Source organism: Prescottella equi (assembly GCF_002094305.1).
Taxonomy (GTDB): Bacteria; Actinomycetota; Actinomycetes; order Mycobacteriales; family Mycobacteriaceae; genus Prescottella; species Prescottella equi.
Window position 1 is genome coordinate 146949 of the sequence record NZ_LWTX01000001.1, and the last position, 20793, is coordinate 167741.

The 20793-nt window shown below is 69.3% G+C and carries 22 protein-coding genes; 7 read left to right on the forward strand and 15 right to left on the reverse strand.

Annotated elements, in window-relative coordinates; all coding sequences use genetic code 11:
• The first annotated feature begins 3 nt into the window (after positions 1–3).
• The gene (gene yhjD / locus A6I89_RS00740) at positions 4–1029 is read left to right on the forward strand and encodes an inner membrane protein YhjD (protein WP_013416808.1); all 1026 of its coding nucleotides are present in this window, start codon (positions 4–6) and stop codon (positions 1027–1029) included.
• Between the two features lie 6 nt (positions 1030–1035).
• Here the strand turns inward: yhjD and A6I89_RS00745 are convergent, their stop codons facing one another.
• From A6I89_RS00745 to sdhC, 5 genes are all read right to left on the reverse strand, one after another.
• A complete protein-coding gene (locus tag A6I89_RS00745; RefSeq protein ID WP_022597221.1) occupies positions 1036–2370 on the reverse strand; it encodes a D-alanyl-D-alanine carboxypeptidase family protein in 1335 nt (444 codons plus the stop codon).
• A gap of 113 nt (positions 2371–2483) precedes the next feature.
• Positions 2484–3260, reverse strand: coding sequence for a succinate dehydrogenase iron-sulfur subunit (locus A6I89_RS00750; protein WP_005518563.1), 777 nt, complete (start codon positions 3258–3260; stop codon positions 2484–2486).
• The gene (sdhA, locus tag A6I89_RS00755) at positions 3260–5011 is read right to left on the reverse strand and encodes a succinate dehydrogenase flavoprotein subunit (RefSeq protein ID WP_005518565.1); all 1752 of its coding nucleotides are present in this window, start codon (positions 5009–5011) and stop codon (positions 3260–3262) included. The genes A6I89_RS00750 and sdhA overlap by 1 nt, the downstream gene beginning before the upstream one ends.
• 15 nt (positions 5012–5026) lie before the next feature.
• Entirely contained in the window at positions 5027–5470 is a 444-nt protein-coding gene (locus A6I89_RS00760) for a succinate dehydrogenase hydrophobic membrane anchor subunit (protein ID WP_005518567.1), read from the reverse strand.
• Between the two features lies 1 nt (position 5471).
• Entirely contained in the window at positions 5472–5876 is a 405-nt protein-coding gene (gene sdhC / locus A6I89_RS00765) for a succinate dehydrogenase, cytochrome b556 subunit (RefSeq protein ID WP_005518569.1), read from the reverse strand.
• Positions 5877–6465: 589 nt separating this feature from the next.
• Here sdhC and A6I89_RS00770 point away from each other — a divergent pair.
• Positions 6466–7554 carry an adenosine deaminase gene (locus A6I89_RS00770; protein ID WP_022597216.1) on the forward strand — a complete coding sequence of 363 codons (1089 nt, stop codon included), beginning with the start codon at positions 6466–6468 and terminating at the stop codon, positions 7552–7554.
• Between the two features lie 14 nt (positions 7555–7568).
• On the opposite strand, the gene A6I89_RS00775 is transcribed toward A6I89_RS00770, so the two are convergent.
• From A6I89_RS00775 to A6I89_RS00795, 5 genes are read right to left on the reverse strand one after another with little or no spacing between them, the layout of a single operon-like run.
• Positions 7569–8798, reverse strand: a complete 1230-nt coding sequence (locus A6I89_RS00775; RefSeq protein ID WP_022597214.1) for a hypothetical protein — start codon at positions 8796–8798, stop codon at positions 7569–7571.
• A 47-nt stretch (positions 8799–8845) separates the two neighbouring features.
• The gene (locus A6I89_RS00780; RefSeq protein ID WP_005518575.1) at positions 8846–9151 is read right to left on the reverse strand and encodes a YbaB/EbfC family nucleoid-associated protein; all 306 of its coding nucleotides are present in this window, start codon (positions 9149–9151) and stop codon (positions 8846–8848) included.
• Positions 9148–9501: a hypothetical protein gene (locus A6I89_RS00785; RefSeq protein WP_022597212.1), complete on the reverse strand. Its 354-nt coding sequence runs from the start codon at positions 9499–9501 to the stop codon at positions 9148–9150. Before A6I89_RS00785 ends, A6I89_RS00780 begins: the two co-directional genes overlap by 4 nt.
• 26 nt (positions 9502–9527) lie before the next feature.
• The gene (locus A6I89_RS00790) at positions 9528–10682 is read right to left on the reverse strand and encodes a bifunctional WXG100 family type VII secretion target/C40 family peptidase (RefSeq protein ID WP_022597211.1); all 1155 of its coding nucleotides are present in this window, start codon (positions 10680–10682) and stop codon (positions 9528–9530) included.
• Positions 10679–11023, reverse strand: coding sequence for a type VII secretion target (locus tag A6I89_RS00795; protein WP_022597210.1), 345 nt, complete (start codon positions 11021–11023; stop codon positions 10679–10681). Before A6I89_RS00795 ends, A6I89_RS00790 begins: the two co-directional genes overlap by 4 nt.
• Positions 11024–11129: 106 nt before the next feature.
• Between A6I89_RS00795 and upp the strand changes: the two genes are divergently transcribed.
• Positions 11130–11753, forward strand: a complete 624-nt coding sequence (gene upp / locus A6I89_RS00800; RefSeq protein WP_013416800.1) for a uracil phosphoribosyltransferase — start codon at positions 11130–11132, stop codon at positions 11751–11753.
• Here upp and A6I89_RS00805 read toward each other — a convergent pair whose 3' ends face one another.
• The 4 genes from A6I89_RS00805 to A6I89_RS00820 form a co-directional block, all read right to left on the reverse strand.
• On the reverse strand, positions 11754–12458 hold the full coding sequence (locus A6I89_RS00805; RefSeq protein WP_022597209.1) for a PepSY domain-containing protein: 705 nt from the start codon (positions 12456–12458) through the stop codon (positions 11754–11756).
• A gap of 86 nt (positions 12459–12544) precedes the next feature.
• A complete protein-coding gene (locus tag A6I89_RS00810; protein ID WP_005518587.1) occupies positions 12545–13162 on the reverse strand; it encodes a PepSY domain-containing protein in 618 nt (205 codons plus the stop codon).
• Between the two features lie 47 nt (positions 13163–13209).
• A complete protein-coding gene (locus A6I89_RS00815; protein ID WP_022597208.1) occupies positions 13210–14706 on the reverse strand; it encodes a phospho-sugar mutase in 1497 nt (498 codons plus the stop codon).
• Complete coding sequence (locus A6I89_RS00820; RefSeq protein WP_022597207.1) at positions 14703–15488, reverse strand: purine-nucleoside phosphorylase; 786 nt, start codon at positions 15486–15488, stop codon at positions 14703–14705. The genes A6I89_RS00815 and A6I89_RS00820 overlap by 4 nt, the downstream gene beginning before the upstream one ends.
• A 54-nt stretch (positions 15489–15542) precedes the next feature.
• Here A6I89_RS00820 and A6I89_RS00825 point away from each other — a divergent pair, with 54 nt between their 5' ends.
• From A6I89_RS00825 to A6I89_RS00835, 3 genes are all read left to right on the forward strand, one after another.
• Positions 15543–16241 carry an enoyl-CoA hydratase/isomerase family protein gene (locus A6I89_RS00825; RefSeq protein WP_022597206.1) on the forward strand — a complete coding sequence of 233 codons (699 nt, stop codon included), beginning with the start codon at positions 15543–15545 and terminating at the stop codon, positions 16239–16241.
• A 70-nt stretch (positions 16242–16311) separates the two neighbouring features.
• The gene (locus A6I89_RS00830) at positions 16312–17448 is read left to right on the forward strand and encodes a M20 family metallopeptidase (RefSeq protein WP_005518592.1); all 1137 of its coding nucleotides are present in this window, start codon (positions 16312–16314) and stop codon (positions 17446–17448) included.
• Positions 17445–18596, forward strand: coding sequence for a M20 family metallopeptidase (locus tag A6I89_RS00835; RefSeq protein WP_005518594.1), 1152 nt, complete (start codon positions 17445–17447; stop codon positions 18594–18596). The genes A6I89_RS00830 and A6I89_RS00835 overlap by 4 nt, the downstream gene beginning before the upstream one ends.
• Before the next feature lie 7 nt (positions 18597–18603).
• On the opposite strand, the gene A6I89_RS00840 is transcribed toward A6I89_RS00835, so the two are convergent.
• Positions 18604–19074, reverse strand: a complete 471-nt coding sequence (locus tag A6I89_RS00840; protein ID WP_005518595.1) for a gamma-glutamylcyclotransferase family protein — start codon at positions 19072–19074, stop codon at positions 18604–18606.
• Positions 19075–19252: 178 nt separating this feature from the next.
• Here A6I89_RS00840 and A6I89_RS00845 point away from each other — a divergent pair, with 178 nt between their 5' ends.
• Positions 19253–20659, forward strand: a complete 1407-nt coding sequence (locus A6I89_RS00845; protein WP_005518596.1) for an NAD(P)H-quinone dehydrogenase — start codon at positions 19253–19255, stop codon at positions 20657–20659.
• Positions 20660–20793 lie beyond the last annotated feature (134 nt).

The following is a 20793-nucleotide window of genomic DNA, read 5'->3' on the forward strand; positions in this document are numbered from 1 at the left end:
TACATGGCCGATGCCGCGCCCAGCTTTCTCGACAGGCAGCGTGCGGCGCGGCCGTGGCTCGATCACCTGGTCCGAGCGGGCGGTCGCTACCAGCAGCAGAAGGGCGACTACTACGCCGCCGGGATCACGTACTTCACGATCCTCGCGATCGTTCCGATCCTCATGGTCGCGTTCGCCGTCGCCGGTTTCGCGCTCGCGGGCAACCCGGAGTGGGTCGACGAGATCCAGGACCAGGTCAGCAACAACATGCCTGGCGGTCTGGGCGAGACCGTCAACGGGCTGATCGATTCGGCGATCTCCGCGCGCACCAGCGTGGGGGTGTTCGGTCTCCTCGGCGCCGCGTACGCCGGCATCGGCTGGATCACCAACCTGCGGGACGCGCTGACGGCGATGTGGGAGCACACCCACGAGGCCGGCAACTTCGTGATCACGAAACTCAAGGACTTCGGGGCGCTCCTCGGCTTGGGTGGGGCGATGCTCGTGACGTTCGGACTGTCGGCGCTCAGTAACGGCCCGGTCGCTCGTCAGGTGGTCGAGTGGCTCGGCGTGGAGCACGTGACCGGTGTGGGCGTCCTGCTCCGGATCACCTCGCTGGCGATCAGCGTGCTCGCCACCTGGGCGCTGCTGTCCTGGGTGATCGCGCGGATGCCGCGCGAAGCGGTGACCCTGCGCAGCGCCGGGCGCGCTGCGTTCGCAGCGGCGATCGTCTTCGAGATCTTCCGTCAGGTCGGGGCCATCTATCTCGAGGCAGTGAGCCAGGGGCCCGCGGGTGCGGCCTTCGGGCCGATCATCGGTCTCCTCGTATTCGCGAACCTCAGCGCGCGCCTCATCCTGTTCGCCACCGCGTGGGCCGCCACCGCCCGGGAGAATCTCGCGAATGCGTACGTCCCGCCGCCCGACTCCGCCGTCATCCGGCCTCGCGTCGAGGTACGGGAAGGGGCGTCGGCGAAGGAAGCGCTCGCTCTCACCGGCGCCGGTGCACTCGCTGCGATCGGGTTGGCGGGCCTGTGGCGGCGACGGGGCGACTGAGCCTCGTCAGCGCCGGCGGCGGCGGGTGAGTGCCCGAGCCCAGCCCAGCAGACCCAGGACGATGCCCGACCCGACGATGCCGATCGCGACGCGTCCGGCGATCTCCTTGTTCGGCAGGTCCGAACCCGACGCCAGATCCATGCCCCCCGGACCGTGTGTTTCGGGCCCGGCGACCTGGACGGCCGGCTCGTCCGCGCCCTTCGGATCCACCAGGACGCCCACGGAGACGGCGGGGTCGAGCGCCCAGCCGTAGTCGAGCAGCCGACCGACCTGCTCCCACGGCCGGATCGGCAGCACGTCGGCGGCCATCAGTGTGACGGCGAGGCGGCGGCCGTCCCGCTCGGCGCCGCCGACGAACGTCTGCCTGGCGTCGTCGGTGTAGCCGGTCTTGCCGCCGAGGGCGCCCGGGTAGTTGGCGAGCAACTGGTTGTCGTTGAAGATCGGGTACGGATCGACCGGCTTGTCGTCGGGCTTGGTGGGGTCGGCGGGATGACCGGGGAACATCACGGTGTCCGTCGTGATCAGCCCGGCGAACGTCGGGTTCTGCATGGCCGCGCGGAAGAACAGCGCCAGGTCGTACGGCGACGTCGACATGCCCGGTCCGTCGAGACCGGAGACGGACGCCGTCCGGGTGTCCGACGCGCCCAGGGACGCCGCTTTGGCGTTCATCTTGGCGACGGTGGCCTGCTCGCCGCCGAGCTGCTGTGCGAGCGCCTGGGCGGCGTCGTTGCCCGACCGCATCACGAGCCCCTGCATCAGCTGCAGGTTGCTGTACGTGCCGCCGGCACCCAGGCCGACCGAACTGCCCTCCATGGAGGCGGCCTCGGGGTTCGCCACGATCGTGGTGTCGAGATCGAGTTCGTCGAGCGCCACCAGCGCGAGCAGCACCTTGATGGTGCTGGCGGGCCGGTAACGCCCGTGCGGGTCCTTCGCGGCGAGCACCTGACCGGTGTCGAGGTCGGACAGAACCCAGCCCGTCGCCGAGATCTCGGCGGGCAGTGGCGGGGTGCCGGGGGCGGTGACCACACCGCAGTTGCCGAGTGCCGCACCGCCGACCGGCTCGTCCGGCACCGGGACGGGGGCCGGTGCGGTCTCACCGGGGCGCGGTACCTCCGACAGGTCGATCGCGGGCGGCGGCGACAGTCGGTGCGGGCACGCATCGGTGTTCGGTGTGCTGAACGGGGGAGTGGTGGTGGGCGCGACGGCCTGATCCGCAGCCAGGGGCGACTGCCCGGCGAGTGGCACGGCCGCGGCGGGAGCGCCCCCGGCACCGAGGACGAGTGCGGAGGCAGTGGCGGTCAGGAGGATTCGCCGTCGCGCGGACTTCGGGTGAGCAGCCATAACGAAATTCCAGGGTAGGCCCTGAAACGCATTCTGCGCACTCGGCGCCGCCCCGACCAGGTCGGGAGCAGCGCCGAGTGCGCAAAACGGTGGTGCTGATTCCTACGAACGCGTCACTTGCGGGCGAACAGCAGCGCGCGCTTGACTTCCTGGATCGCCTTCGTCACCTGGATGCCGCGGGGGCACGCGTCGGTGCAGTTGAAGGTCGTGCGGCAGCGCCACACGCCGTCCTTGTCGTTCAGGATGTCGAGACGTTCGGCGGCGCCCTCGTCACGGCTGTCGAAGATGAAGCGGTGTGCGTTCACGATCGCGGCCGGGCCGAAGTAGCTGCCGTCGCTCCAGTACACCGGGCACGACGTGGTGCAGCACGCGCACAGGATGCACTTGGTGGTGTCGTCGAACCGGGCACGGTCCGCCTGCGACTGGATGCGCTCGCGGGTCGGCTCGTTGCCGGTCGTGATGAGGAACGGCTTCACGGCGCGGAACGCGTCGAAGAAGGGCTCCATGTCGACCAGCAGATCCTTCTCGACCGGCAGACCCTTGATGGGCTCGACGGTGATCGTGATCGGCTTGCCGTCCTTGGGCAGCATGTCGCGCATCAGGACCTTGCAGGCCAGACGGTTGACACCGTTGATGCGCATCGCGTCCGACCCGCAGACGCCGTGCGCGCAGGAGCGACGGAACGTCAGCGTGCCGTCCAGGTAGCCCTTCACGTACAGCAGCAGGTTCAGCAGACGGTCGGTCGGCAGGGTGGGGACCTGGAAGCTCTCCCAGCGCTGGCCCTCGCCGTCCTCCGGGTTGAACCGGGCGATCTTGAGGGTGACCATGACCGCGCCCTCGGGGACGGGCGGCAGCGCGGTTGCGTCCTTGTCCATGACAGGTGCGGACATCAGTACTTACGCTCCATCGGCTCGTAGCGGGTCTGGACAACCGGCTTGTAGTCCAGACGGATCGGGGAGATGAGCTCCGATCCTTCCTTGTACGCCATCGTGTGCTGCATGTACTCGGCATCGTTGCGATCCGGGTAGTCCTCGCGGGCGTGGCCGCCACGCGATTCCTTGCGGTTGAGTGCACCGACGACCGTCACCTCGGCCATCTCGAGCAGGAAGCCCAGCTCGACGGCCTCGAGCAGGTCGCTGTTGTAGCGCTTGCCCTTGTCCTGGACCGTGATGTGGTTGTAGCGCTCCTTGAGGGCGTGGATGTCCTTGAGCGCCTGCGTCAGGGTCTCCTCGGTACGGAACACCGACGCGTTGTTGTCCATCGACTGCTGCAGCTCGGTGCGGATGTCCGCGACGCGCTCGTGGCCGTGGTCGGACAGGATGACCTCGAGCCACTTCTCGACGTTCGCGGCCGGGTTCTCGGGCAGCTCGACGAAGTCGGACTTCTCGGCGTGCTCCGCGGCGGCGATGCCGGCGCGGCGACCGAAGACGTTGATGTCGAGCAGCGAGTTGGTGCCGAGACGGTTCGCACCGTGCACCGAGACACACGCGCACTCGCCGGCGGCGTACAGGCCGGGAACGTGGTCCTCGTTGTTGCGTAGCACCTCACCGTTGATCTTGGTGGGGATGCCGCCCATCACGTAGTGGCAAGTCGGGTAGACGGGCACGAGCTCGGTGACCGGGTCGACGCCGAGGTAGGTGCGCGCGAACTCGGTGATGTCGGGAAGCTTCTCCTCGAGCACGTCCTCGCCGAGGTGCGTGACGTCGATGTAGACGTAGTCCTTGTTCGGACCGGCACCGCGACCCTCGAGCACCTCGAGCACCATCGAGCGGGCGACGATGTCGCGCGGCGCGAGGTCCTTGATGGTGGGGGCGTAGCGCTCCATGAAGCGCTCGCCGTCGACGTTGCGGAGGATGCCGCCCTCGCCGCGGACGGCCTCGGAGATGAGGATGCCCAGGCCGGCCAGTCCCGTCGGATGGAACTGGTGGAACTCCATGTCCTCGAGCGGCAGGCCCTTGCGGAAGATGATGCCCATGCCGTCACCGGTGAGAGTGTGCGCGTTGGACGTCGTCTTGTACATGCGACCCGAGCCACCCGTGGCGAAGACGATCGACTTCGCATGGAAGACGTGGATCTCGCCGGTGGCGAGCTCGTAGGCGATGACGCCGGTGGCGACGGGACCCTCGGGGGTCTCGGTCAGCGCGATGTCGAGCGCGTAGAACTCGTTGAAGAACTCGACGTCGTGCTTGACGCAGTTCTGGTAGAGCGTCTGCAGGATCATGTGACCGGTGCGGTCGGCGGCGTAGCACGCGCGGCGAACCGGGGCCTTACCGTGATCGCGGGTGTGACCACCGAAACGACGCTGGTCGATCTTGCCCTCGGGCGTGCGGTTGAACGGGAGACCCATCTTCTCCAGGTCCAGCACCGCGTCGATGGCTTCCTTGGCCATGATCTCGACCGCGTCCTGGTCGGCGAGGTAGTCGCCACCCTTGACGGTGTCGAAGGTGTGCCACTCCCAGTTGTCTTCCTCGACGTTCGCCAGGGCGGCGCACATGCCACCCTGGGCGGCACCGGTGTGGCTGCGAGTGGGGTACAGCTTGGTCAGGACCGCGGTGCGAGCGCGGGGCCCGGCCTCGATGGCTGCGCGCATGCCAGCGCCACCGGCGCCGACGATGACGACGTCATAACGATGTTCCTGCATGAAGTCTCTGCTCCCCTAGCTCGCCGAGATGTTGGGGTCGAAGGTGAAGATGACGTAGGTGCCCAGGCCCATGATCAGGATCATCGACACGACCAGGATCGTGTTGAGCCAGAACCGGGTGGAGTCCTTGCGCGAGTAGTCCGCGATGACCGTGCGCAGGCCGTTACCGCCGTGCAGCTGGGCGAGCCAGAGCATGGTGAGGTCCCAGAACTGCCAGAACGGGCTGGACCAGCGACCCGCGACGAACGCGAAGTTGATGCGGTGCACGCCGTCGTCGAGCATCAGCATGATGAACAGGTGACCCAGGACCAGGATGATGAGCGCCAGGCCCGAGAAACGCATGAACAGCCACGCGTAGAGCTCGAAGTTGTTCTTCGCCGGCTTGCGCGGCGAGCGGGGGTTGTCCAGGCTGGCGGGGCGGTCGTACGCCTTGCCGAGAGACTTGGCTTCTGTCGTCATGTCAGTGCCCCGCAAACATGTTGTAGAAGATGCGTCCGGCACCCGGGATCATGACCACGAACCAGATCGCGATGATCACCCAGAGCATGACGCGCTGGTACTGGGGTCCCTTCGACCAGAAGTCGACGAGCATCACGCGCAGGCCGTTGAGTGCGTGGTACAGCACCATGGCGACGAGCGCGAGCTCCATGAGGCCGACAAGGGGGTTCTTGTAGGTCTCGATGACTCGGTCGTAGGTGTCCGGGTTGACGCGCACGAGTGCGGTGTCCAGGACATGGACGAAAAGGAAGAAGAATGTCGCTACGCCAGTGATCCGGTGTAGAACCCAAGACCACATGCCGGGGTCTCCCCGGTAAAGCGACCGGGTGCGCTCCTTGGCCGGAGCGGCTTCAGTCGTGCTGCTCATCGAGTGCTGTGCCTCCAACGTCTTTGGTGGGCGCGTCGAGCCTGCACAGCTTTTCGGGTGTCCAGCAGCTCGGGCTCGACGAGAACCTAAACCGACTTCTGTGAACTCTAAACCCAACCGAATCCGGGAACTAATTCCCTCTGTGGTTCGTACGGCCACGAAATTGCTTGTTAGGTTTGCCTTCCCATAGCGGGGTCGATGCCGGGTGTCGATTGTCTGCATGCATTCAGTGGTCGGTCCCAGGTGGGGACTTAGTGCCCTGTTTCGGCGGAAACTGTTGCGCGACAATAGTGGTCGGTGTTGCGTGGTCGGCCGCGTGCGTGGTGGGTCCACGCGCTACCCGGGATCTGGCCCTGAATCGATGGGTCTGCGTCCTGCGGATGCAATGTGCAAAATGTCTCACACGGTCTGTGGTGCGCCTTCCTGAATCTACTCGCCGGTAACCTCATTCCTCGTGGTTACAGCCGTCGTCTCGTGTGACGGGAGTGGTCGGCACCAACTCGAAACACCGGCTGCCGGCCATCACGCGTTCCGACACTCGGCATTCCGATGCCACCCGATCGACAGGTCCCGCGGCTACCGTCTAGCCATGACAGCGCCGTTGGATCTGGACTACCTCCGCAGCGCGCCCAAGGTGCTGCTGCACGATCACCTCGACGGCGGCCTCCGGCCGGGCACCGTCGCGGAACTTGCCGACGAATGCGGCTACACGGGGCTACCCGCCGAGACGCCGGACGGACTCGCCGCGTGGTTCCAGAACGCCGCCGACAGCGGTTCGCTCGAGCTCTACCTCGAGACCTTCGCGCACACTGTCGCGGTGATGCAGACCCCGGTCGGTCTGCGCCGGGTCGCGCGCGAGTGCGCGGAGGACCTGGCCGACGACGGCGTGGTCTACGCGGAGGTGCGGTTCGCGCCCGAACAGCATCTCGAGGGCGGACTGAGCCTCGACGACGTCGTCGAGCACGTCCTCGAAGGGTTCCGGGAGGGCGAGGAGAACGCCCGGGCCGACGGGCGTGAGATCCGGGTCGGCTGCCTGCTCACTGCGATGCGGCATGCTGCGCGCTCGCGCGAGATCGCAGAACTCGCGGTCCGTTTCCGCGACCGCGGCGTGGTCGGCTTCGATATCGCCGGTGCCGAGGCCGGATACCCGCCGAGCCGACATCTCGACGCCTTCGAGTACATGCGCGCGTCCAACGCGCATTTCACGATCCACGCCGGCGAGGCGTTCGGGCTGCCGTCGATCCACGAGGCGATCGCGTTCTGCGGAACCGATCGGTTGGGGCACGGGGTGCGCATCACCGACGACATCGTGGTCGGACCCGACGGCGAGATCACCCTGGGCCTGCTCGCGAACTACGTGCGCGACAAGCGGATCCCGCTCGAGCTGTGCCCGAGCTCGAACGTGCAGACCGGTGCGGTCGCCAACCTCGAGGAGCACCCGTTCGACCTGCTCGCGCGCCTGCGGTTCCGGGTCACCGTCAACACCGACAACCGGCTGATGAGCGACACCACGATGAGCCGCGAGATGCTGGCGCTGGTCGACACGTTCGGCTACGGCTGGAGCGATCTCGAACGGTTCACCATCAACGCGATGAAGTCGGCGTTCATCCCCTTCGACCAACGGCTGGCGCTGATCGACGGGGTGATCAAGCCGGGTTACGCGGTGCTGATCGGCTGACCTGCCCGCCCGGCCTATTCGGGGCGCAGACGCGTCTCGAACTCGTTCTCCAGGGCGCGCCACGCCTCGGCCTCGGCCTGGAACGGCGGGCTCGGGGTCATGCGACCGGGATCGGGCTCGAGAATGTACGACACGTACCAGCCGAGCGGGGTCGACGCGGCGAGCGCGGCATCGGTGGCGTCGTCCTTCGCGAAGTCGGCGGCGTCGGTGAACAACTCGACGGCCAACTCCAACTGGTCGGCGTCGACGGCGTCCGGGCCCTCGGCCAAGTCGTCCGCCAGCCCGGGAAGGACGTAGACGTTCTGATCGGTGACCTCGATGTCGAGGGAGCCGTCGACCGCGGCGGTCTGCACCTGCTCGTACGTGCTCACCTGGGCCAGCGCGTGGTCGTGGTTGTCGGCCAGGTAGCGGGCCAGCGCGCGCTCCGACCCGAACACCGAGATCTTTCCGCCGCGGCCCAGGAACACCGCGTGCTCGTCGAGGTAGCAGCGCAGTGAGTAGTAGGTGGTCTCGGACGTGATGATCTGGATCGGGTCGATACCGACCTCGGTCCAGAACGTCTCCTCCTCGTCCTCGGAATCGGCGTCGTACTCCTCCAGGTCCTCGTCGGCCTCGGCGTCGTCGTCGGCGTCGACCACGTTCTCCTCCGCCGCGAGGATCTCGGCCTCGGCGATCGCCAGGGCCTGCGCGTCGACCGCCGGGGTCGAGACGATCGAGTCCACCGCATCGATCACCGCGTCCCAGCCCCGGGCGATCGCGGTGCCGATGCGGTCCCACAGCTCCTCGCCCTCGCGGCCGGCGAACACGTCCTGGCCGCCACGCAGGTAGTTCAGCTCGGAGTGGTTGGCGAAGAACTTCAGGACCGGCTCGAGCTCGCAGACCTCACCGAGGTTGCGCACCATGTCGAGGGTGCTGCGGAGTTCGGCGACGGTCAGCGGTTCGGGATCACCGGCCGCGAGTTCCGGGACCCCGACGAGGTCGTAGCCGTGGTCGTCGTCCGGCTCGAGTTCGGGAGCCGCGAGCCGCGAGACGGTCGCCCACGACGGGTGATCGACGAGATCGTTGTCGCCGTTCGTCCGGATGAACGCGGCGAGCTCCGCGACCGTGGGAAACCCGTACAGATCTTCCTCGTGGCCGAGGAAGGCCTCCCACTCGTCGTCGCCCTCGCGCCAGCTCGGGGCCCACAGGGTGACGAGGTCGCCTCGGGTGAGACCGAGTTCGATCGGGACGATGTCTCCAGCCATGGCCGGAAGCCTAGCCAGCCGCGCGGCAAAGATATAGCTGGACGCCGTCAACGCGCGTCGAACGTGTCGAACAGTTCCGACGTGATGCGATTGCGCTCCTCGGTTGCAGCCGCGGCGGCGAGGTGCGCGGTGTGCGCAATGGTCCGCGCGAGGACCGCCGCGTCGAGGTCCTGCAGGGAATCGCTGAGCCACAACCCGGTCGGGCTGCCGTTGCCGTCGACCTCCACTCGCACGCGTCCGTCTTCGCTCGCGGCTTCCGCCCGAACGGCCTGGAGTGCGGACAGCGCGCCGTCGAGAAGGTCCAGCTGAGCGCTCGCCCGTTCGACGACCGCATCCATCTCGCGCCCGCTCATGCCGGTCGCATCCAACTCGCCGGTGCGGCCTGGTTCTCGTCCTCGGCGCGCTGACTCGCCGCGACCTGGTCGCGGGTGGGCAGCCCGAGCCGATCGAGCACGTCGGCGGGCACGCCGTCGCGGGTCAATTGTTCGCGTCGCCGGGCCCCGGCCTCCCGGCCCGCCTCGCGGCACAGCCGCAGGATCTCGCCGGCCAGACGTTCGCCGCCGTAGCGCAGTTCGCCCCTGTCGATGCGGATGTCGAGCGGAAGCCCCGTCTCGGTGGCCCGGACCGCAACGGTACGCGCGCGGTTGACAGCGGTCGCCGAGGACGCCGGCGACGCCGGTGGGGGCGGAAACGGTTCGGTCATGTCACTCCGATCGTGGGACGGGATGCTCATTCGGTGGGCCGGTAGAAGCCGTGAAAGCCCATGCCGCTGTTGCTGGTTCGGATCGCGCTGACCGACACCGGATCGCCGGCCTCGACCATCTGGCCGTTGCCGATCACCATCGCGACGTGGCCGTCCCACACCGCGAGGTCGCCGGGCATGACGTTTTCCTGGGCGACCGGAACGCCGACGCTCTGTTCCTGGGCCAGCCGCGGCAATTCCACTCCGGCCTCGCGGTAAGCCCATTGGGTGAGGCCGCTGCAGTCCAGACCCTGTCCGGGCGTCGTGCCGCCCCATTGGTACGGCACACCCTGCTGGGTGAGGGCATTGCGCACCGCGTCGGCGGCCTCCTCGTTGGGGGCCACGGCGGTGGTGCCGTCGGGGAGCACGATCTCGACACCGCTCCCGCCGAAGCGGGGATCGTACGAAGTCGAGCCGCCGGCACTGCCGCTCTCGGTGGATGCCACGGCCGAACCGGAACCGTACGAGCCGGAGCCGTAGGCGACGGGTGCCACGTCGCCGGCCGACGAGCCGAAGGATCCGACGGGCCCCGAGGAGGGACCCGCGAACGCCGACAGCACCCGCCCGGCCACATCGGCCTGCGGTGCCACGGGTGCCGCGGGAAGGGTCGCGGACGCGGCGACCGTGCGGGCGTCGTTCGGCACCGGGTCGGGGGCGGTGAGGTCCACGATCTTCGCGGTGTGCGCGGCCAACTCTCCGCGCACTCGCTCGACGACGGTCAGCGCACGACCGAGGTGTTCTGTCGCGGCACCGATCAACATCATCTGCCCGGCCGGTGTCGCCAGCGCGGGAAGCGCCGAGGACGCGAGTGAGAGGAAGGACTGCAGGATCGCCGCGAGCTCGGCGTTGCCTGCCCGGACGCTCTCGGACGCAGCCTCGACGACGGTCGCGATCTCCCGGCCGCGATCCGACAGCTGCACGGATGCGGACTGTGTGGCCTCCGCTTTCGTGACCGCCGCGTCGGCGGCGACACCGGTCCAGGTGCCCCCGAGTTCGCTGATCCCGGTCCGCCCCACCGCATGGGCGGCGTCGATCGCTTCCGAGGCCGCCCGCAGCGATGCGGCGGGGGAGCCGGCCGGAAGGGCACCGGAACCGAACGCGGCGAGAAGGTCGACGACAGGGCGCGCGAGGACGTCGATCATGAGAGCCCGGCGTCCGTCGCGACGAGGGCGCCTGCGCCCGTGTCGATGAGGGCGCCTGCGCCCGCGGCATCGGTCGCGTCGTACGCCGCGGCGGTGCTCGCGGCCGCTGCACTCATGGCCGACCAGGCCGACGACAGTCGCCGCACCTGGGCAACGTGAGCATCCTGAGCGGCCGTGAACGCGGCCACGAAGTCGCCCCCGACGACTCCGAAGACCGGTCCGAGCAGTGCCGGACCCGCCGCGCCCGCGGCTGCGCCCGCGGCCTCGGTCTGTGCGGCCAGAGCAGCGGCCGTCGCGCCGAACGTCGCGATACCTGCCGTCCGTGCCGAGAACTCACCCATGCAGTCCCCCCGTCGAGAAGATGTCCGTCGAAGAGTTGGACGCGGTGAGGCGCGGTTCGGTTCCCATCGAATTCGGCGGCGGAGGTCCCCACTATCCTGTGAACTCATGGAAACGTGCGTGGTCGATCATCCGCTGGCAGCTGCTCTTCTGACGACGATGCGGGACGAGCGCAGCGACAGCCCCACGTTCCGGTCCGCATTGCGCGAACTGACCCAGATGTTGATCTACGAAGCCATCCGCGACGCCCCGGTCGAGAAGTTCGACGTCAAGACGCCGGTGGCGGTGACGACGGGCTACCGACTGGCGGCGCCGCCCCTGCTGGTCCCGGTCCTGCGAGCGGGCCTGGGCATGGTCGACCAGGCCAGCCTGGCCATCCCGCAGTCGCGGGTCGGTTTCGTCGGGATGGCCCGGGACGAGGAGACGCACCAGCCGGTGCCGTACCTCGAGTCGCTGCCGGCCGACCTTTCCGGCATCCCGGTGTACGTGCTCGATCCGATGCTCGCGACCGGCGGTTCGATGGTGCACACGATCGATCTGCTCGTCGCGCGTGGCGCCACCGACGTCACCGCGGTGTGTGTGGTCGCCGCACCGGAGGGCGTCGACGCCCTCGCGAACTCCGGCCACCCGGTCCGCCTGGTCACGGCCACCGTCGACGAGGGCCTCGACGAGAACGCCTTCATCGTGCCGGGACTCGGCGATGCGGGCGACCGCCAGTTCGGCCCCCGCTAGCTAGCGCGGGGCGCTCTGCAGGACGCGTCCGCTCACCGCGTCGACGTCCACGGCGCGCCGCGCTCCGGACGCGTCGACGACGTCGGCCTCCCACACGTACGTGCCGCCCTTCTCCACCACGAGTTGCAGGTCGGTGATCCGGCCGCCCGGGACCTCGGTCAGCACGACGCCCGTGGCGGCCGTGTAGTCGAGCTCGGCTACGTCGGTGCCCGGAGTGGGTTCCCCGGTCACCGAGGGGCCGGCGATGACGCGGTCACCGTCGGGGGAGATGCCGACCTCGACCGCGACGCCGTCGGCGTTGATCAGGTCGACGACCCAGCTGCCGTCGCTGTTCTCCTCGATGGACACCAGCGAGCTACCGGGAACTGCCGCGAGCGCGGTGCGGCCGGCATGTTCGAAGACCTTGGCGTTCCAGCCGGGCGCGAGCGTCGGGGCGCCAGTCGCGCCCGATGCCGATGTGGGGGATGTCGCCGTGTTCCCCGAAGCCCCCGAAGCCCCCGAAGCCCCCGAAGCCTCGGAAGCCTCCGAAGCCCCCGAAGCCGACGTCGTCGAGGCCTTCGCGGAGGTGCTCGTCGCGGCAGCGGCGCTCGTGGTGGTTGCCGCGCCGCCGTCGTCGTTGCCGCAACCGACCAAGGCGACGAGTGCTGCGCCGACGACGGCAGCCGTTCGGACCCGGCCTGCGGCAGCGCCCTGGAAAACTCTCATATCGGCCAAACCTCTCAAATCGCCAACCATCGGTACCGGAACGTTGTACCAGAGATTGATCTGCCCGAGCGGGAGGTTCGCCGAGTTCAGCGTCCGGTCGTGTTCGCCAGGACCGTGCCGGTCGCGGCGTCGACGGTGACCTCGTGCTTGGTGCCGGACTCGTCGATCACGTCGGCCTCCCACACCGTGGTGCCGTTGGCGGAGTCGAGGTCGAGTTCGGTGACCGCGCCGCCGGGTACTTCGGTGAGCAGGACGGCAGTGGCCGCGTTGTAGTCGAGAGTCGCTCCCTGCACGCGGTCGCGGTGTTTCGCGCGGTCGGCTTCGTCCTCTTCCTCGATCCGGGGCGTCCCGAGGACCGTCGCGCCGTCGGCGGACACATCGACGTGGTGTTCGATCCCGTCGGGAGTGACGACCTGCGCCTCCCACGTCCGGTCGTGCTCGGCTTCGATCGAGACGAGGACACCCTCGGGTACCGCCGCCACGGCGGTCGCTCCGGCCCGAGCGAGGGCTTGTGTGCCCGGGGCGGCGTCGGGCGTGCCGGTGCCCGCGCCGGTCGTCGTGCCGGTGGTCGTGCCGGTGGTCGAGGTGGGATCCTGCCAGCCGTCGTCGTTCCCGCCGCAACCGGCGAGAGCGACGAGCGCGGCCCCCGTGATCGCGAGGGTCGCCGTGCGCGTCCTCGACGTGGAACCGTTCTGTCGGAGCATCGTCTTCTCCGTTCCGTTGTCACCTTCGGGTGGGAGGTACTCGCGCTTCAGGATGTGCCGGGTCGATCTCCCGCCGCAAGGTGCGCCCGCACCGCCTCGGCCCGCGCCTGTGCGGCGACCCGGGCGGCGGCGAGGTGCGTGGTGGACGTAACGGGTTCGACGACCTCGAAGTAGGCCTTGAGTTTCGGCTCGGTGCCCGACGGCCGGACCGTGACGTGGAGCCCCGGGCCGGTCAGGGTCACCGCGTCGGTGCGGAGCGGACCGCGCGCCGCGGCGAGGTCCCTTGCCGTGACGCCGATTCCGGCGAGCTCCGCCGGCGGGTACTCGCGCAGTCGGGCCATCGCCCGGCCGATCTCGTCGAGGTCGTCGAACCGGCGCGAGACCTGGCCGGTGACGTGGACGCCGAAGCGCGCGGCAAGGTCGTCGAGGGCACCGCCGAGAGTGCGCCCGTCCGCCGCGAGGTCGGCGACCAGGTCCGCGATCAGCACGGCCGCGGAGATGCCGTCCTTGTCGCGCACGACCTGCGGGTCGACGCAGTGCCCGACGGCCTCCTCGTACGCGTAGACCAGGCCCTCGCCGGCGCGCACGAGCCACTTGAACCCGGTGAGGGTGCGGGCGGAACGAAATCCGCGGGCCTCGGCGATCCGGCCGAGCAGCGTCGACGAGACGATCGTCGTCGCGACCAGTGCGTCCCCGGAGGCGTGCGCGAGGATCCGATCGCCGAGCAGCGCGCCGGTCTCGTCGCCGGTGAGCATCCGCCAGCCGTCCGGACCGGGCACACCGACCGCGCAGCGGTCGGCGTCGGGGTCGAGTGCGATCGCGACGTCGGCGTCGACGGACGCAGCGAGCGCGAGCAGTTCGTCCGTGGCGCCGCGTTCCTCGGGGTTCGGGAACGTGACGGTGGGAAAGTCTGGATCGGGTGCGAATTGCCCTGCGACGGTGTGGATGTCGGTGAACCCCGCCGCGTGCAGGGCGGCCACCGCGATCTCGCCGCCGACACCGTGCAGCGGTGTGAGTGCGATCCGGATGTCCCGCCTGTCGCCGAACGGCAGTGACGCGACTCGCTCGAGATAGGCGGTGACCAGCGCGTCGTCCACCGGCGTGACCGGGGCACGGCCGACCCGTTCGACGTTCGCGATCGCGTCCTCGATCTCGCGGTCGGCCGGGGCCGCGAGCGGTGCCCCGCCGTGGACGTACACCTTGTATCCGTTGTCGGCGGGCGGATTGTGCGATGCGGTGATCTGCACGCCGGCTGCCGCGCCGAGTCGGCGTACCGCGAACGCCACCAGGGGAGTGGGCAGTGGCCGCGGCAGCAGCACCACGTCGAAGTCCTCCGCCGCGAGCACTTCGGCCGCGGCCGCCGCGAACTCCTCCGACCCGTGCCGGGCGTCCCGGCCGACGACCACGATGCCGCCGCCGAGGCACTGGCCGCGTAGCCAGGCCGCGAGCCCCGCCGTGGTGCGCTCGACGACCCCGACGTTCATGCAGTCCGGTCCGTCGCCGACCGGTCCGCGTAGGCCGGCGGTCCCGAAGCGGAGCGTCACAGCCGCGCCAGCAGGTCGCGCAGCAGTCCGCCCATGCGCCCGGCGGACGCCTGCCCAGCGGCCAGGACCTCGGCGTGGTCGAGAGGTTCTCCGGTGATGCCGGCGGCGAGGTTGGTCACGAGGGAGATGCCGAGGACCTCCGCGCCGAGCGCGCGGGCCGCGATGGTCTCGTGCACGGTCGACATCCCCACCAGGTCGGCACCCAGGATGCGGAGCATGCGGATCTCCGCGGGCGTCTCGTAGTGCGGGCCGGGCAGTCCCGCGTACACGCCCTCGGCCAGGGTCGGGTCGATCTCGCGGGCGAGGGTCCGCAACCGGGGGCTGTAGGAGTCGACGAGGTTCACGAACTGGGCCCCGACGAGCGGTGACCTTGCGGTGAGGTTGAGGTGGTCGCTGATGAGGACGGGCTGCCCGACGCTCATCCCCTCGCGGATCCCGCCCGCGGCGTTGGTGAGCACTACGGTGTCGGCGCCGGCGGCGATCGCGGTGCGGACCGGATGCACGACGCGCGTGAGGTCGTGCCCTTCGTAGGCGTGCGCGCGACCGAGAAGTACGAGAACCGGCGTGTCACCGACACGGATCGAAAGCACCGTGCCGGCGTGTCCCGAGGCGGACGGTGTGGCGAAACCCGGAAGGTCCGCCATCGGGACCGTGGCGACCGGCTCGCCCAGCGAGTCGGCTGCGGCCCGCCATCCCGATCCGAGAACGACCGCGGCGCGGTGCTTCGCGATCCCGGTACGTTCGGCGAGGACGTCGGCGGCCTGCTGCTCGAGTGTGCCCATGAAGGGACACAGTAGTGGCGGCACGCGATGTTACTCGCGGGTAGTATCGCGCCCATGCCATACCTGAATCGTCAAGGCGACGTCTTCGTCCTGTACCTCGGCAACGAGGGTGAGACGGACAACGAGAATCGGTTCCACCCCGACTGGATCGACGCGACGCACGCGTTGCTGGACGAGGTCGAGGCGCACGAGGGGCCCGCCGCGCTGGTCACCACGGCGACCGGAAAGTTCTACACGAACGGCCTCGACACCGACTGGATCTTCGGCAACCTCGACAAGCTGCCCGGGTATCTCGATCGGGTGCACACGGTCTTCTCCCGGCTGCTGACCTTCCCGATGGCGACGATCGCGGCCGTGCAGGGTCACGCCTTCGGTGCCGGCGCGATGCTCGCGGTGTCGCAGGATTTCCGCGTCATGCGCAGCGACCGCGGCTACTACTGCCTGCCCGAGGTCAATCTGAACATGCCGTTCACGGTGGGGATGTCGTCGCTCCTCACGTCCCGGTTGACGCGGCAGACGGCCGTCGAGGCGATGACGACGGGACGCCGCTACGGCGGGGCCGACGCGCTGGCGGCGGGCATCGTCGACGACGCCGTCGAGGGCGATCTGGTGCTCGGTGCTGCCGTCGCGCGGGCGTCGGCACTCGTCTCCACGCGCGGGGCGAATCTCTCCGGGATCAAGCGCGGCATCCACCGCGAAACGCTCGAAGCCCTCGGCACCGCGACCGACGAGAGCAACTTCAAGTTCGGTTGACGAGGGCCCGGCCCGCAGGAGTGAGAGACTGGACGCTGTGAGGTCAGGATCCCCTGCAGTATCGGAGACGGTGTCGGCCGCGCGATCGGATCTGATCGCGCTGTCGCACTCCATCCACGACGAACCGGAATTGGCGTTCGAGGAGGTCCGCAGCGCCGCCAAGCTGGTCGACTTCCTGCGCGGTCACGACTTCGACGTGCGCACCGGAATCGCCGATCTGCCCACGGCGTTCGAGGCGACTGTCGGCAGCGGCGATCTGGTGATCGGGCTGCTCGCCGAGTACGACGCGCTCCCGGAGATCGGTCATGCGTGCGGGCACAACGTCATTGCGGCATCCGCGGTCGGCGCCGCCCTCGCGCTGGCGCCGGTCGCGGATGCGCTGGGAATCACCGTGCGGGTCATCGGGACACCGGCCGAGGAGACGGGCGGCGGCAAGGTGCTGATGCTCGAGCGCGGTGTCTTCGACGATGTCGCGGCGGCGTTGATGGTGCATCCCGGACCCTTCGACATCGTGGGTGCGACGTCGCTCGCGCTCGCCGACCTCGCGATCACGTTCGCGGGCAGGGAGGCGCACGCGTCGGCCGCACCGGAATTCGGCCGCAACGCAGCCGATGCCGTCACCGTCGCGCAGGTCGGTCTCGCGCTGCTCCGTCAGCACCTGTCGCCGGGGCAGCAACTGCACGGAATAGTCAGCGACGGCGGCGCGGCACCGAACATCGTGCCCGCCCACGCCGAGATGCTGTACTACCTGCGGGCGCGGACGGCGGACTCGCTCGAGGAGTTGACCGCCCGCGCCGAGGCGTGCTTCGCGGCCGGGGCGCTCGCGACGGGGTGCACACACGGGATCCGCACGGTCTCGCCGCCGTACAGCGAACTGCGGCCGGACCCGTGGCTGTCCGACGTGTACCGCGACGAGATCGTCGACCTCGGCCGGACTCCGCTGTCCGCCGAGTTGGAATCGTCTCGGCCGCTGGGCAGTACCGACATGGGCAACGTGACGCACGTGCTGCCCGGAATTCACCCGGTCGTGGGACTCGATTCCGGCGGCGCGGTGACGCATCAGCCGGCGTTCGCGGCGGCAGCGGTTAACGAGTCGGCCGACCAGGCCGTGGTCGACGGTGCGATCGCTCTGGCGCGCACGACGATTCGAGCCGCGCTCGACGAAGGTCAGCGAGCGCGCCTGCTGGAAGGAGTGGAACGTCGGTGAACGAGGACGTCGAGAAGTGGCTCGCCGAACACACGATGGACCTGTCGCGGTGGCGTCGGCACTTCCACGCCAATCCGGAACTGGCGCGGCACGAGTTCGCGACCACCGCGTTCGTTGCGAGCCAGTTGTCGTCGGCCGGGATGTCACCGCTGCTGCTGCCCGGAGGGACGGGCGTGATCTGCGACATCGGCCCCGGCGGAATGCGGATCGGGTTGCGCGGCGACATGGACGCGCTGCCGCTGCAGGAGGCGACGGGTGCGCCGTACTCGTCGACCGTGCCCGGCGTGGCGCACGCGTGCGGCCACGACGCCCACACCGCGATCCTGCTCGGGACAGCACTGGCATTGAACTCGTTGCCGCAGTTGCCGATCGGCGTGCGGTTCATCTTCCAGCCGGCCGAGGAGGTCATGCCGGGCGGTGCCATCGACGTCGTGGCCGCCGGCGGGATGCAGGGGGTCTCGCGGATTTTCGCACTGCACTGCGACCCGCGGCTCGAGGCGGGCAAGGTGGGCGTGCGGGTCGGTGCCATCACTTCCGCGGCGGACACCATCGAACTCGTCCTCGACTCGCCGGGCGGTCACACCTCCCGGCCGCACCTGACGACGGACCTGGTCTACGCGATCGGCACGGTCATCACCGGGCTGCCCGGGATGCTCAGCCGCCGCATCGATCCGCGTAGCGGCACGGTGATGGTGTGGGGCGCGGTCAGCGCCGGGCAGGCCCCCAACGCGATCCCCCGAAGCGGCATCCTCACCGGGACCGTCCGCACCGGAGACCACGACACGTGGGCGCTGCTCGAGCCGACGGTCAGGGAGATCGTCCACGGACTGCTCGCGCCGACCGGCGTGCGCTACGAGCTCAACTACCGGCGCGGGGTGCCGCCGGTGGTGAACGACGAGGTGTCGGCGCGGATGTTCGAGGACGCGGTGCGCGCGATCGGTCCCGACGCTCTCGCGGACACCCCGCAGTCGGGTGGCGGCGAGGACTTCTCCTGGTATCTGGAGGAGGCGCCGGGCGCGATGGCGCGGCTGGGCGTGTGGTCCGGGCACGGCCCTCAGTTGGACATCCACCAGCCCACGTTCGACCTCGACGAGCGGGCGCTGGTCACCGGAGTCCGGGTCCTGACGAACCTGGTGCTGCAGTCCTGACAGGCGGTCAGGGCGTGCCGGGGCCGACGTTACGGCTGTTGCGGGTGCGCAGGCTCCGGACGTACTCGGCCGGGGCGCCGGCGATCTCCGCGGCATCGGCCATCACGCCGAGATAGCGGGCAGAGGGCAGGCCGCCCTCGTAGGCGTCGAGCACGTACAGCCAGGCGAGAACGGGCCCGTCGGCGGTGTCGACGCGCAACCGGATCTTGCGATGGATGCCGAGTTCGGAACCCTCCCAGCGGTCCAGGCGCTCCTCGTCCTCGGTGGGGACGTCGTAGAGGACGACGAAGACCGCAGCATCCGGATCGTCCTGATCCTCGACGACCGTCGCGAGTGCGCCCTCCCAGCCGATGTCGCCGCCACTGAAGGTCAATCGCCAGCCTCGGAGCCACCCGGTGCCCGCCATCGGCGAATGCGGGCAGCGCTCGAGCATTTGTTCCGGGTGCATGTTGGACCCGTAGGCGGCATAGATCGGCACGGCGGCAAGCCTAATCCGTCGGCTCGGAACTGGGGAACCCGGAGAACCGTCCGGCGCACGATCCGACGTGCTCGGCGCTCGGGAGGGGCCCGTTGCCTGCGTGTTCCCGGTCACTGGAATAGCGTTGTACCCGGGCCAGGCTGGAGATCCCGGCCGTCGAGGCAAGCTTGGAGGACGAATGACCCGAATCGTGATCATCGGCGGCGGACCTGCCGGATACGAGGCGGCGCTGGTGGCAGCACAGCACGGCGCCGCGGTCTCCTTGATCGATTCGGACGGCATCGGTGGCGCGTGCGTCCTGTTCGACTGTGTTCCGTCGAAGACCTTCATCGCCTCGACCGGTATCCGCACCGACATGCGGCGGGCAACCGACCTGGGTATCTCCCTCGATCCCTCGAGCGCGACGATCTCGCTGCCCGAGATCAACTCCCGGGTCAAAAACCTCGCGCAGGTGCAGTCCTCCGACATTCGCGCGCGCCTGCAGAGCGTCGGCGTGCAGCTGCTCTCCGGTAAGGCCGAGCTGATCGACCGGCAGATCGGTATGGCGGCCCACCAGGTCCGCGCGACCCTCACCACCGGCGAGGAGAAGATCCTCGACGCAGACGTCGTGCTCATCGCGACCGGCGCGAGCCCCCGCGTGCTGCCCGGTGCGGTGCCGGACGGCGAGCGCATCCTCACGTGGCGTCACCTGTACGACCTCGAGGAGCTGCCGTCGCACCTGGTGGTCGTCGGTTCCGGTGTCACGGGCGCCGAGTTCGTGTCCGCGTACACCGAGATGGGTGTCAAGGTCACTCTCGTGTCGAGCCGTGACCGCGTCATGCCGCACGAGGACGCCGACGCCGCCCTGGTCCTCGAGGACGTGCTCGCCGAGCGCGGCGTGACCCTGGTCAAGCACGCCCGCGCCGACGCCGTCGAACGGACCGAGGACGGCGGGATCGTCGTCAAGCTGTCGGACGGTCGTACCGTGCACGGCAGTCACGCGCTGATGGCGGTGGGCTCGACGCCCAACACCGAGGGGCTGGGCCTAGAGAAGGTCGGCATCGAACTCGGCCAGGGTGGCTACCTGCGCGTCGACCGTGTCTCGCGGACCGCGGTCTCCGGCATCTACGCGGCCGGGGACTGCACGGGCCTGCTGCCGCTGGCCTCGGTGGCCGCGATGCAGGGTCGCATTGCGATGTACCACGCGCTGGGCGAGGGCGTGAGCCCGATCAAGCTCAAGACGGTGGCCTCCGCAGTCTTCACCCGTCCCGAGATCGCGAACGTCGGCGTCAGCCAGGCCGCGATCGACAACGGCGAGGTGCCCGCGCGCACCGTCATGCTGCCGCTCAACACGAATCCGCGGGCCAAGATGTCCGGTCTGCGCCGCGGTTTCGTGAAGATCTTCTGCCGACCGGCCACCGGGGTGGTCATCGGCGGTGTCGTCGTCGCGGCCACCGCGTCGGAGCTGATCCTGCCGATCGCGATCGCGGTCCAGAACAACCTCACCGTCAACGACCTGGCGCAGACGTTCTCGGTGTACCCGTCGCTGTCCGGCTCGATCACCGAGGCGTCGCGGCAGCTGATGCGCCACGACGACTTGGACTGAGATGACGAGTCTCACGATTCGGGATTCAGTTTCCAAATAGTGGTTGCGCTGTGAAATGATGCGAGGGGCCGAGAACCATCGGCCCCTCGCATCGCTCTCCGCCCCGTGGATCCGGGACGACCTGGGTGTACCTG

What these genes read in the sequence shown, in the direction of transcription:
- yhjD (WP_013416808.1), top strand. Translation starts at nt 4, where the DNA reads ATGGCCGATGCCGCGCCCAGCTTTCTCGACAGGCAGCGTGCGGCGCGG.
- A6I89_RS00745 (WP_022597221.1), bottom strand. Translation starts at nt 2,370, where the DNA reads ATGGCTGCTCACCCGAAGTCCGCGCGACGGCGAATCCTCCTGACCGCC.
- A6I89_RS00750 (WP_005518563.1), bottom strand. Translation starts at nt 3,260, where the DNA reads ATGTCCGCACCTGTCATGGACAAGGACGCAACCGCGCTGCCGCCCGTC.
- sdhA (WP_005518565.1), bottom strand. Translation starts at nt 5,011, where the DNA reads ATGCAGGAACATCGTTATGACGTCGTCATCGTCGGCGCCGGTGGCGCT.
- A6I89_RS00760 (WP_005518567.1), bottom strand. Translation starts at nt 5,470, where the DNA reads ATGACGACAGAAGCCAAGTCTCTCGGCAAGGCGTACGACCGCCCCGCC.
- sdhC (WP_005518569.1), bottom strand. Translation starts at nt 5,876, where the DNA reads ATGAGCAGCACGACTGAAGCCGCTCCGGCCAAGGAGCGCACCCGGTCG.
- A6I89_RS00770 (WP_022597216.1), top strand. Translation starts at nt 6,466, where the DNA reads ATGACAGCGCCGTTGGATCTGGACTACCTCCGCAGCGCGCCCAAGGTG.
- A6I89_RS00775 (WP_022597214.1), bottom strand. Translation starts at nt 8,798, where the DNA reads ATGGCTGGAGACATCGTCCCGATCGAACTCGGTCTCACCCGAGGCGAC.
- A6I89_RS00780 (WP_005518575.1), bottom strand. Translation starts at nt 9,151, where the DNA reads ATGAGCGGGCGCGAGATGGATGCGGTCGTCGAACGGGCGAGCGCTCAG.
- A6I89_RS00785 (WP_022597212.1), bottom strand. Translation starts at nt 9,501, where the DNA reads ATGACCGAACCGTTTCCGCCCCCACCGGCGTCGCCGGCGTCCTCGGCG.
- A6I89_RS00790 (WP_022597211.1), bottom strand. Translation starts at nt 10,682, where the DNA reads ATGATCGACGTCCTCGCGCGCCCTGTCGTCGACCTTCTCGCCGCGTTC.
- A6I89_RS00795 (WP_022597210.1), bottom strand. Translation starts at nt 11,023, where the DNA reads ATGGGTGAGTTCTCGGCACGGACGGCAGGTATCGCGACGTTCGGCGCG.
- upp (WP_013416800.1), top strand. Translation starts at nt 11,130, where the DNA reads ATGGAAACGTGCGTGGTCGATCATCCGCTGGCAGCTGCTCTTCTGACG.
- A6I89_RS00805 (WP_022597209.1), bottom strand. Translation starts at nt 12,458, where the DNA reads ATGAGAGTTTTCCAGGGCGCTGCCGCAGGCCGGGTCCGAACGGCTGCC.
- A6I89_RS00810 (WP_005518587.1), bottom strand. Translation starts at nt 13,162, where the DNA reads ATGCTCCGACAGAACGGTTCCACGTCGAGGACGCGCACGGCGACCCTC.
- A6I89_RS00820 (WP_022597207.1), bottom strand. Translation starts at nt 15,488, where the DNA reads ATGGGCACACTCGAGCAGCAGGCCGCCGACGTCCTCGCCGAACGTACC.
- A6I89_RS00825 (WP_022597206.1), top strand. Translation starts at nt 15,543, where the DNA reads ATGCCATACCTGAATCGTCAAGGCGACGTCTTCGTCCTGTACCTCGGC.
- A6I89_RS00845 (WP_005518596.1), top strand. Translation starts at nt 19,253, where the DNA reads ATGACCCGAATCGTGATCATCGGCGGCGGACCTGCCGGATACGAGGCG.